This window comes from Methylobacterium persicinum (genome assembly GCF_022179525.1).
Classification (GTDB): Bacteria; Pseudomonadota; Alphaproteobacteria; order Rhizobiales; family Beijerinckiaceae; genus Methylobacterium; species Methylobacterium persicinum.
This window is the reverse complement of sequence record NZ_BPQX01000010.1, coordinates 91,837-102,383: the sequence shown is the minus strand read 5'-3', so window position 1 is coordinate 102,383 and position 10,547 is coordinate 91,837. Positions and strand designations below refer to the sequence as shown.

The 10,547-nt window shown below is 70.2% G+C and carries 9 protein-coding genes; 8 read left to right on the top strand and 1 reads right to left on the bottom strand.

The window, feature by feature from the left end; genetic code table 11:
- Window positions 1-207 precede the first annotated feature (207 nt).
- Both MFF22_RS02320 and MFF22_RS02315 read left to right on the top strand, forming a co-directional pair.
- Window positions 208-1,338: a branched-chain amino acid ABC transporter substrate-binding protein gene (locus MFF22_RS02320; RefSeq protein ID WP_238247492.1), complete on the top strand. Its 1,131-nt coding sequence runs from the start codon at window positions 208-210 to the stop codon at window positions 1,336-1,338.
- A gap of 295 nt (window positions 1,339-1,633) precedes the next feature.
- Window positions 1,634-2,611 carry a hypothetical protein gene (locus MFF22_RS02315; RefSeq protein WP_238247491.1) on the top strand — a complete coding sequence of 326 codons (978 nt, stop codon included), beginning with the start codon at window positions 1,634-1,636 and terminating at the stop codon, window positions 2,609-2,611.
- Window positions 2,612-2,658: 47 nt separating this feature from the next.
- Here MFF22_RS02315 and MFF22_RS02310 read toward each other — a convergent pair whose 3' ends face one another.
- Window positions 2,659-3,246 carry a tyrosine phosphatase family protein gene (locus tag MFF22_RS02310; RefSeq protein ID WP_238247490.1) on the bottom strand — a complete coding sequence of 196 codons (588 nt, stop codon included), beginning with the start codon at window positions 3,244-3,246 and terminating at the stop codon, window positions 2,659-2,661.
- Between the two features lie 210 nt (window positions 3,247-3,456).
- Here MFF22_RS02310 and MFF22_RS02305 point away from each other — a divergent pair, with 210 nt between their 5' ends.
- From MFF22_RS02305 to MFF22_RS02280, 6 genes are all read left to right on the top strand, one after another.
- Window positions 3,457-4,587, top strand: a complete 1,131-nt coding sequence (locus tag MFF22_RS02305) for a TRAP transporter substrate-binding protein (RefSeq protein WP_238247489.1) — start codon at window positions 3,457-3,459, stop codon at window positions 4,585-4,587.
- A gap of 84 nt (window positions 4,588-4,671) precedes the next feature.
- Window positions 4,672-6,084 (top strand): phosphatase PAP2 family protein, encoded by a 1,413-nt coding sequence (locus tag MFF22_RS02300; protein ID WP_238247488.1) that lies wholly within the window; start codon window positions 4,672-4,674, stop codon window positions 6,082-6,084.
- Window positions 6,085-6,517: 433 nt separating this feature from the next.
- A complete protein-coding gene (locus MFF22_RS02295) occupies window positions 6,518-7,906 on the top strand; it encodes a deoxyribodipyrimidine photo-lyase (RefSeq protein WP_238247487.1) in 1,389 nt (462 codons plus the stop codon).
- A 112-nt stretch (window positions 7,907-8,018) separates the two neighbouring features.
- On the top strand, window positions 8,019-9,386 hold the full coding sequence (locus MFF22_RS02290) for a chloride channel protein (protein ID WP_238247505.1): 1,368 nt from the start codon (window positions 8,019-8,021) through the stop codon (window positions 9,384-9,386).
- Window positions 9,387-9,499: 113 nt separating this feature from the next.
- Complete coding sequence (locus MFF22_RS02285) at window positions 9,500-9,679, top strand: DUF1328 domain-containing protein (RefSeq protein WP_238247486.1); 180 nt, start codon at window positions 9,500-9,502, stop codon at window positions 9,677-9,679.
- Between the two features lie 5 nt (window positions 9,680-9,684).
- The gene (locus MFF22_RS02280) at window positions 9,685-10,539 is read left to right on the top strand and encodes an SDR family oxidoreductase (RefSeq protein WP_238247504.1); all 855 of its coding nucleotides are present in this window, start codon (window positions 9,685-9,687) and stop codon (window positions 10,537-10,539) included.
- Window positions 10,540-10,547: the final 8 nt, after the last annotated feature.

The window sequence follows — 10,547 nt, the reverse complement described above, 5'->3', positions numbered from 1 at the left end:
GCCGCCGCCGTCTACAGCTACGCGCGGTAGACCCACGCCCTCGCCACCTCCGACGCAGCCCGCAAAGAGGGGAGCAATGGCGGGCAACGATACGGAAAAGAAATCGCGTTCTGCGATGACCTCGCGTATGGGCTGCGGATCGGCGGGCCGGACGAGGAGCCGGAGACACCGCCCGCTGCCTGGGACAAGGGTGCTGAGCAGAGCCCGATGAAAGCCGGACGTTCCGTCCCCCTCCGCGGGTTCCTTGCCGCCGCGTTATCGCTTCCGGGCCTGTGCCTCGCCCTTTCCGGAAGCGCCCAGGCCGACGTCACCGTCGGGGTGGCGGTGCCCCGCTCGGGCCCCTACGTCGCCGTGGGCGAGCAGGTGCTCCGGGGCGTCGAGGCGGCGGCCCGGGATGCCAACGCCATGGGCGGCCTCGACGGGCAGCCGGTGGTGCTCGACGTGCAGGACGACGTCTGCGATTCGAATTCCGCCACGGCGGTGGCCAACCACTTCATCCGCTCCAACGTGCGCCTCGTGGTCGGGCATGTCTGCTCGAACGCGTCCATCGCCGCGTCGGACCTCTACGCGGCCAATGGCATCGTGATGATCACGGCGGCCTCCGTCGCGGCGAAGCTGACCGACCGGAGCCTGCCGACGGTGTTCCGGGTGTGCGGGCGCGACGACGATCAGGCCCGGCTCTCCGCCGCCGTGCTGGCCGAGCGGTTCCGCGACCGCAAGATCGCCCTGCTGCAGGACCAGACCGCCTCCGCCCGGCTGCTCGCCGCTGCGACCAAGGACAACCTCAACCGCATCGGCGTGAACGAGGCGCTGTTCCTGTCCTTCCAGCCCGCCGAGAAGGACGACGAGGCCCTGGCCGACAGGCTCAAGGCCGCCGGGATCGAGGTCGTTTATTACGGCGGCGACGCCGCCGAGATGGGTCGCCTGGTGAAGATCGCCGCCGACCGGGGCTACCGCCCGCAATGGTTCGGCACCTCCGCCATCGCCACGCCGGACTTCGCCAAGGTGGCGGGGCCGGCGAGCAACGGCGTCCTCATGACCTTCTACCTCGATCCGAGCCGCCAGCCGGCCGCGGCCGGGGTGGTGAAAGCGTTCAAGGCCCAGGGAATCGACCCCACCGGTTCCACCATCTACGGCTACGCCGCGATGCAGGCCCTGGTGGCGTCGGCGAACTTCGTCCATTCCACCGAGCCGCGCCCGATCGCTCAGGCGCTCCACACCGAGCGGTTCGATCTCGTCCTCGGGACGGTGGGCTTCGATTCCAAGGGCGACGTCACCGCCCAGGGCTACGTCCTCTACGTCTGGAAGGACGGCAGCTTCACCCCCGCCGGGAAATAGCGGGAGTCCAGAGGGCGAGCCCTCTGGCCGGTGCAGGGCAGCGCCCTGCAATGTCCCAGGGGCCAATTTTCCAGGGGCCTTGCCCCTGGACCCCACCAAAGGACCTGTCCTTTGGAATCCCCGTCGGACCTCCATGCCGTCGGTCGGGCCGGTCCCGGCCGGTGGATACGGCCCCCGTGGGAAGGATTTCACATTGTTTCTGCGAGGCTGAGCCGTTAGGGTCGACTTAGCCGCGACGACGGCCTGTGCCGTCGTCGCGTCGTGCCTGAAGCCCCCGTGGGGGGAGGAGGTTGCGGTGACCGCCCTGTCGTCGGCATCCGGGCGGTTGCCCGGGAGATCGATCATCCCGGAGGTCAAGACGGCCTCCGTAGGGTCCAATCCCGTGATCCCCCCCTTCACGGTCGAGCCGGGCTCCGAAGGCGATGCTCTTCCGCCCGCCGTCCTCCTGACCCTCTCCACGACGACCCGGATCGCCGACGAACGCTTGGTCGCCTACGGCCGACCCGCGGCGGTGGCGGACACGGATCAGGCGCGCATGCTCGATCGCAGGATCGCGGCGGGACGCAAGGAGGTGGCCGCGATGCAGATCCGGCAGGCGAAGGCCGCCGCGCGGGACGCGCGCGTCCTCGCCCTCCTCAACCCCGAGGGCGGCCTCACCGTCGCCAAGACCCTCGGCAAGACCGTGTCGAGCGCGATGAAGACCTTCGGCGAGGCGGAGAAGACCATCCGGCGCACCGAGGACGACAGTCTCGCCGAGGCCGCCCCGGAGGAGGTTACGGCGGTCGCCTACGATCTCTACGAGCAGACCGCCACCCTTGGCCCCACCGACGAGGGGCGCCGCGCCATCGACGCTGCGCTGGCCCACCCGCCGGATGCGCAGGACCCGGGTCCGGCCGACCGGGACGACGCGTCCGGACCCGATGCCCCGGCGACGCTGACCGTCACGACGCAGGTCGAGGCGCTGAGCATCGTCCAGGTCGAGGACGACAGCGGCGGCACCGCCCGCGAGGCCGGCATCGAGGCAGATCGCTCGCAGCGGATGGGCCAGGACGCGGAGGTCATCAAGGACGGCGTGTCGGGCCTTCGCGACCTCGGCGGGCTCATCGCCGCCTCGACCCGGCGCCTGCGGGAAACCGGGCGCTTCGATGCGCAGAGCGCGCGTGAGGCCGCCGACGCCCGGAACGCGTGGGACGATGCGGTGGCGAGCACGGCGACCGCGGCCCTTCCGGTCGTCCAGGCCGGCTACAGCATCGTGCCGGACGGCGACGCCTGAGCGAAGCCCGGATTCGGGAGGGATCCGCGGGGGAATCGTGGGCGTCGTCAGGGGGCGACGGCGGCATCCACCTCGGCGCCCCGGCCCAGGGAGCGGAGCAGGTCCGCAAGGTGCGGCCGCACCCGCAGCTGTAGCCCGTGGAGCCGCCGAACGGCCTCGCTGAGGGTTCCCTCCCGGCCGAGCATGCCGTCGGCGAAGGCGATCATCCGCGCATTGGGCCAAGCCGGCTCGCGCAATGCGTGCAACCTCTCCACAAGCGCCCCGGCCTCCGTCCCGGGCTCGCCCTGGGCGAACAGCATCAGCAGCGCCGCCGTGGAGCGCGACAGCCCGTAATGGCAATGGACCAGCACGTGGGAAGCCCCGTCGAGATCCCGCCCGAAGGCGAGGATCGCCGCCACGTCCGCCGGCTCCGGCGGCACCAGCACCGTGCCGTGCTTGTCCGTGCCGGGGCCGAGGCAATCGTGGAAATGCAGGGTGGTGCGGCGGTGGACGCCGTAGCCCCCGAAGGCGGCAGGCTCGGGCGTGCCGGGATCGAGGAGCGACAGGACATGGCTGATTCCCGCTTCCCCATGGCCCGACAGTTCCTCCAGGCCACAGACGGTATGGAGCGTGAGGGCGGGTTCGGACGGGGGCATGGGTTCTCCTGACTGGCGGCAGAGGTGATATCGCCTCCCGCCGATCGCAACGATTTCGCGTCCCTCGCGACGGCGGCATGGGGACCGTCCGCCCGCAAAGTGCGACCGGTTCCTGAACCCGGTGGGCGGGTGATCCGTTTCGACAGGCGGGCCGGGCGTGCTACCGACCCCGGCCGATTCCCTGCGGCACGGACCATCAGCCCGGACGAGATGCCTTCGGACGACAGCAACGCCCCCGCCCGCCCCGCCTCCCCGGCCCGGCGCGGCCTCCTCACGGCCGGTCTCGGCGCGGCGCTCGCGGCCCCGCTGGCGGCGCCCGCCCTGGCGCAGGCGGCGCCGGAGCTGCGCTGGCGCCTGTCCTCGGCCTACGCCAAGAACCTCGACATCCTGTTCGGGGCCCCGGAATCGCTCGGGCGGATCATCGCCGAGGCGACCGACGGTCGCTTCCAGATCCAGGTCCAGGGGCCCGGCGAGCCGATCCCCGCCGAGGGGCTCCTCGATGCGGTTGCCGCGGGCACCGTGGAGATGGGGCACGGCCCCGCCTCCCTCGCCACCGCCAAGGACCCGACCTTCGCGCTGGCCACGGCGATTCCCTTCGGCCTCAACGCCAGGGGACAGGCCGCGTGGTGGTACGCGGGCGGTGCGAGCGAACTCTTCGCCGAGGTCTTCGCCAAGGCCGGGCTCGTCTGCCTGCCCGGCGGCAATACCGGCGCGCAGATGGGCGGCTGGTTCCGCAAGGAGATCAAGGGCGTCGCCGACCTCCAGGGCCTCAAGATGCGCATCGGCGGACTCGGCGGGCAGGTGCTGGCCAAGTTCGGCGTGCAGCCGCAGGCGATCCCCGGCCCCGACCTCTACGCCGCCCTCGAATCGAAGAAGATCGACGCGGCCGAATGGATCGGCCCCTACGACGACGAGCGCCTCGGCCTGCAGAAGGTGGCCCCGGTCTACCACTATCCCGGCTTCTGGGAGGGTGGGGCGATGCTCCATGTCTGGATCAACGCCGAGAAGTGGAAGGCCCTGCCGAAGGCCTATCAGGCGATCCTCCGGGCGGCCTGCGCCCAGGTCGGCGCCGAGGTGCAGGCCAAGTACGATGCCCGCAACCCCCGGGCCCTGCGCCGGCTGGTGGCCGGCGGCGCGCAGCTCCGCCCCTTCCCCCAGGAGGTGATGGAGGCCGCCCTCAAGAACGCCAACGAGGTCTATGCCGAGATCGCGGCCAAGAACGCCGATTTCCGCAGGGTTTACGAGGCCCTGCGGGTGTTCCGCAACGAGGAGTACCTCTGGTTCCAGGTGGCGGAATACACCTACGACAACTTCATGATCCGGGCCCGGGCGCGGGGGTAGACCCCGCCCCCGCCGGCCGGTGTCACGCACCGGTCATGTGGGCGGCCTAACGCCGCCGACCATCGTCACAGCGGATCGCACACCATGAGATACGTCGCCGGATTCGGGCTCGCCGCCCTGTGCCTCGCGGCCCCCGTGCCCTCCGTCGCGCAGTCGGCCGCCAACCTGAACGCCCTGCGCGGCCTCGCCCCGTTCTCCCGGCTCCCGGCGAGCCCGGAAGGCAAGGCCGCCCTGGACGCGAACCTCAAGGTGACCGGCGACATCCAGAGCGGCGCGGCGCACCAGCCGCTCCTGCTGCCGCTCCCGGAGCAGCGGCTCCAGGCGCTCAAGGATTGCTTCATCACCGACGGCAACGCGACCCAGCTCGCGGACGGCCTGGGCAGCCGGATCGGTGGCGCCTACCAGGCCAAGGCGCGCTATGCCGACCACAAGACCTTCACCAGCGTCTCGCCCGCCCTCGCCCGGCTGATCGGCTACACCAACACGGTCACGAAGTCCGATTCCAACGCCGGCAAGTACTTCTTCGCCAACGGCACGGTGGACGGAAAGAAGCCCGTCTCCGAAGAGGCCGCGGTAATCCTGGCGAAGGGGACGACGGATGTCTTCGGCAAGGCCTATGGCCGCCCCGCCGGAAGCCCCGGCTCTGATTCCTTCGGCGATGCCCGGCCGTTCCAGACCCTGCCCGCCCTCACCGCCTACCGGGGGGAGGATTATTTCGGCACGCCCTCCCACAGCCTCGACTGGCTGCGCGGGCCGAACCAGGATCTCCTGAACAGCCCCGCCTTCCCGAGCGGCCATACGACCTACGGCACCACCGAATCGATGATCCTCGCCATCCTCGTGCCGGCCCGGTACCAGCAGATGGTGACCCGCGCGGCCGAATACGGCAACGACCGGATCGTGGTGGGCGCCCACTACGCCATGGACGTGATCGGCGGCCGGACGACCTCGCTCCACGCCCTCGCCCACCTGCTCGCCAACGATCCGGCCTATGTCGGGCAGATCCGCACGAACCCCGCCGTGCTCGACCAGGCCAGCGCCGACACGAGCAAGACGGTCACCCTCGCGGACTATCCGGCGGTGGTGAAGGATGCCCGCGCTGAGATCGAAGCCTTCGTCGCGCAGACCTGTGGACGCGACGTCGCGGCCTGCGCCGGGGAGGACACGAGCCGGTTCCGGGATCCGGCCGCCAATGCCGCCTTCGTCGCCTCGACCCGAACCTACGGCCTGCCCGTCGTCCATCCCGAGACGGCCGGGAAGACCGAGGACGTCGCCGCCCTCGCCCCCGAGGCCGGGCATCTCCTGACCGCGGCCTTCCCCGAACTGTCCCTGGCCGAGGCCAACCGGATCCTCACCGAGACCCAGGGGCCCGGCGGCGGCTTCCTCGACGACGGATCGGAATTCGGCGTCTATTCCCGGCTCGACCTCTATGCGGCGGCCGGCCGGGCCGCGTCCCTGGCCGCGAGCCGGCGGGCCGGGGGGGCGCCCTCCCGCTGAAGCACCCAGAAAAAAGGCCACTTCCGAGGAAGCGGCCCGAAGTCTAGGGAGGAAACGCCCAAGGAGGGCTACGGAAGGGCGACGCCATCGCTCTCCCGCACTGCAAAACTGAGTGCACGGGCGGCTGTTGACAAGGTCTCGGCTGCCACGAATTCGCACCGTGAGAGTTTCGGCAATCGATTCAAGAGTTGCCGTGTTCAAAATGTCGCAGTGCATGCGACGGATACCAATATCGGCTTCGCGGTCCCGCCTCTCCGACGGAAGTTGCCAATGGCCTCCAACGTTTCCCGTCATACGTGCATGGGCCGTATTGCGGGGAAAACCGGTGCGATTCGGTGCGATCGCCGTGTTTTGCCGCATGTCCCGGTCTCCGGCCTCGGCCGGAAACGCCCTAGCTTCGCCCGGAGGTTGGAGCGTGGCAGGGGGCGGCAGCGTGGCGATACAGGGTGAGCGAATCCGGGTTCTCAACGATGTCGAACCGGACGAGAAGGGAGCCTACGTCCTGTACCTGCTGCAGCAGGCCAACCGGTCCCGGTTCAATCCCGCCCTCGAATACGCCATCGAGGAGGCGAACCACCTGAAAATTCCGGTGGTGGCCTGCTTCGGCCTGCTCGACGGCAAGAGTGGCTTCCCCGAGGCCAATGCCCGGCACTACGCCTTCCTTCTCCAGGGCCTCGCCGAGGCCAAGGCGGGGCTGGAGAAGCGGGGCATCGCCTTCGTGATGCGCAAGGCATCCCCGGCGCAGGTCGCCATCGATCTGGCCGGGAAGGCGGCGCTCCTCGTCCTCGACCGGGGTTACCTCGCCATCCAGAAGAAGTGGTACGCCGAGATCGGCCGGAAGGTGAAGGGCCGCATCGTCCAGGTCGAGGGCGACGTGGTGGTCCCCGTCGAGACGGCGTCCACCAAACACGAATTCGCTGCGCGCACCCTGCGCCCGAAGCTGCATAAGCTCTGGGAGCCGTTCATCGGGGAGGTGAAGGCCCGCCCGGTTCGGCACAAGGCGGATGACCTCGGGCTCAAGAGCGAGATCGACGTCTCCGACCCCGACAAGGTGCTGGCGGGCATGAGCCTGGACCGGGAGGTCGGCCCGGTGAAACGCTTCGTCGGCGGCGAGGGTGAGGCGCGCAAACGGCTGAAGGCGTTCCTGAAGGACGGGTTCGAGGGCTATGGCGCCGGGCGCAACAAGCCCGAGGCGGCGGCCGCCTCGCACATGAGCCCCTATCTGCATTTCGGCCAGATCTCCCCCGTCGAGATCGCCCTGGCCATCCGGGAGGCCAAGGACGGCGACGACGACGACCGGGGCGCCTACCTCGAGGAGCTGATCGTCCGGCGGGAACTCGCCATGAACCACGTCTTCTACACGGAGGGCTACGACGATTACGACAAGGCAGTGCCCGACTGGGCCCGCAAGACCCTGGCCGAGCACGCCGACGACGAGCGCCCCCAGACCTACACGGAGGCGCAGCTCGCGGCGGGGGAGACCCACGACCTCTACTGGAATGCGGCCATGCGCGAGATGCGCGAGACCGGCTACATGCACAACCAACTGAGGATGTACTGGGGCAAGAAGATCCTCGAATGGTCGCCCTCGCCCAAGGCCGGTTTCGAGCGGACCCTGCGGATCAACAACCGCTATTTCCTCGACGGCCGGGACCCGAACTCCTTCACCAACGTCGCCTGGGTCTACGGCCTGCACGACCGCCCCTGGCAGAAGCGCAAGATCTTCGGCACCGTCCGCTACCAGAGCGAGAACTCGCTGAAGAAGTTCGATGCGAAGTCCTATGTGAAGGCGGTGGAGAAGCTCTGCGAGGCGGAGGAGTGACCGCGGGGTCGCCCGGGAACGGCCCCCCTCGCGCAGTTCATCCCCTCGCACTCTGGCACGCTCCCCGCTAAGCCAGGGCGGGTGACGGAAGCGAAGGGTCGTGATGTCGGGGATGCGTGAGGGCTCGGAAACGGACGTGGCGCCGAGGAGGACCCGCTTCCGCTACGGTCGCTCGATCGCAAGGCTCCGTTCGGTCTCCCAGGATGCCTACCCCCTCTGGCGCTCGCGGCTGCTTTTCCTGGCAGGGGGCATCTGCGTCGGCCTCGCCGCGGTGGTGATGGCCAAGGGGGCCGACCTCGCGCAGGAAGGCTTCAAGGCCCTCACGGCGCCCTCGCCGCTGATCGCCCTCGTCCTGACGCCGGCGGGTTTCGCCCTGGCGGCGCTGCTCGCCAAAACCGTGTTCCCGAACTCTCAGGGCTCGGGTATCCCCCAGGTCATCGCCGCCCGCCATGCCAGGGAGGCCCGGTTCCGGCATGGGCTGATCTCCCTGCGGGTGGGCTTCGGCAAGGTGATGGTGCTGTTCCTCGGCCTGCTGTGCGGCGCCTCGGCCGGGCGCGAGGGACCGACGGTGCAGGTGGGTGCGGTGATCATGGCCGCCTTCGGCCGCCTGACGCCCGACCGCCTGCCCGGCCTCCTGCTCGCGGGGGGAGCGGCCGGCGTGGCGGCCGCCTTCAACACGCCGCTGGCGGGCATCGTGTTCGGCATCGAGGAACTCGGCCGGGCCTACGAGGCGCGCTCCTCCGGGCTCATCGTGGCGGGAATCGTGGCGGCGGGCCTGACCTCCCTGTGGCTCATGGGGAACTACACCTATTTCGGCACGACCCAGGCCGCCCTGCCCCTGGAGGCGTGGTGGATCGTGCCCCTCATCGGCGTCCTCGGCGGAGTCGCGGGCGGCGTTTTCAGCCGCCTCGTGATCCTGTTCGCCCAGGGCCTGCCGGGGCCGGTGGGCCGCCTGATCGCCACCCGGCCGATCCTCTTCGCGGCGGCCTGCGGCCTCGCAGTGGCCCTCTGCGGGCTGGCCTCCGGCGGGACCGTCTACGGCACCGGCTACGAGGAGGCGCGGACCATCCTCCACGGCGACGCCCCCGCGAGCCTCCTCTATGCGCCGTTGAAGTTCCTCGCGACCGTGCTGAGCTCGGTGAGCGGGATCCCCGGCGGCCTGTTCGCGCCGTCCCTGGCGGTGGGGGCGGGGATCGGCGGCGTGCTCCACCCGCTCCTGCCGGAGGTGCCGGTGGGGGCGTTCGTCCTCGTGGGCATGGTGGCCTACCTGACGGGCGTGCTCCAGGCGCCGATCACCAGCTTCGTGATCGTCACCGAGATGACCCAGAACCACGCCCTGATGATCCCGCTGATGGTGGCGGCGCTGATCTCGGACGCCGCCTCGAAGGCGGTGTGCCGGGGCGGCCTCTACCACACCCTCGCGGAGATCATGCTGGAGCGGGCGGACGTGCCGGCCCAGCCGGTCTCCCGGACCGCCTGAGAATAAACGCCCTTTCCCCCTGCTCCGGCACGGAACGGTCCCGCTTGGCCGCCGGTTGACTGATTGAATCGTACGTCGCCCGCCCCCCGGAGCGGGCCACCGGAGGACGGCTGATGACCCTTCTGAAATGGGCCCTGATCTGCTTCGTGATCTCGCTGATCGCCGGCGGTCTCGGCTTCACCGGCATCGCGTCGGGCGCAGGCTCCCTGGCCCGTATCCTGTTCGGCCTGTTCCTGATCGTGGCGATCGTGATCGTGGTCATCGCCTTCGCCGTCGGGCAGGTCGTCTTCTGAGCACTCTGCAGGGACGGGTCTGCCTCGTCACCGGGGCGACGGGTGGGATCGGCTACGAGACCGCCCTTTCGCTCGCCCGTAGGGGCGCGCGGGTCGGTCTCGTCGGCCGCGATGCGGGCAAGCTCGCCGGCTGTGCGGAGACAATCCGGGCGGCCGCGCCGGAGGCCCGGATCGACACCTACAAGGCCGACCTGTCCTCCCAGGCCGAGATCCGCCGGGTGGCCGGCGAGATCCGCGCGGCCTGCCCGCAGCTCCATGTGCTCGTGAACAATGCGGGCGCGATATTCGACCGGCGGGAGACCACCGTCGATGGAATCGAGCGCACCTGGGCCCTCGATCATCTCGGCTACGTGCTCCTGACGCTGGAACTTCTCGACACCCTCGCGGGGACGGCCGAATCCGGGGGCAAGCCGCGGATCGTCAACGTCGCCTCGGCGGCCCATTACCGGGGCCACATCGATTTCGACGACCTCGGCGGTGCGCGACGCTACGGGGCCATGCGGGCCTATTCCCAGGCCAAGCTCGGCAACGTGCTGTTCACCTACGCCCTGGCCCGGCGGATCGCCAGCCGGGGCATCATGGCGAACTGCGTTCACCCCGGCGTGGTGGACACCGGCTTCGCCAAGAACACGGGCGGCCTGTTCGGGACGGCCTGGAGCCTGATCCGGCCCTTCCTCATCAGCCCCGAGCGGGGGGCGCGCACGTCGCTCCACGTCGCCACGTCGCCGGACCTCGACGGCGTGACCGGGCGCTACTTCTCGAACGGCAAGCCCAAGACCTCCTCCTCCGAAAGCCGCGACGAGGCCGTGCAGGAGCGCCTGTGGCGGGTCAGCCTGCAGCAGGTCGGGCGGACGGGCTGAGGCCCGCC

Bases quoted from the DNA above. Each gene is read 5' to 3' on its own strand.
- MFF22_RS02300 (WP_238247488.1), top strand. From the start codon at position 4,672: ATGAGATACGTCGCCGGATTCGGGCTCGCCGCCCTGTGCCTCGCGGCC.
- MFF22_RS02320 (WP_238247492.1), top strand. From the start codon at position 208: ATGAAAGCCGGACGTTCCGTCCCCCTCCGCGGGTTCCTTGCCGCCGCG.
- MFF22_RS02310 (WP_238247490.1), bottom strand. From the start codon at position 3,246: ATGCCCCCGTCCGAACCCGCCCTCACGCTCCATACCGTCTGTGGCCTG.
- MFF22_RS02305 (WP_238247489.1), top strand. From the start codon at position 3,457: ATGCCTTCGGACGACAGCAACGCCCCCGCCCGCCCCGCCTCCCCGGCC.
- MFF22_RS02290 (WP_238247505.1), top strand. From the start codon at position 8,019: ATGCGTGAGGGCTCGGAAACGGACGTGGCGCCGAGGAGGACCCGCTTC.
- MFF22_RS02285 (WP_238247486.1), top strand. From the start codon at position 9,500: ATGACCCTTCTGAAATGGGCCCTGATCTGCTTCGTGATCTCGCTGATC.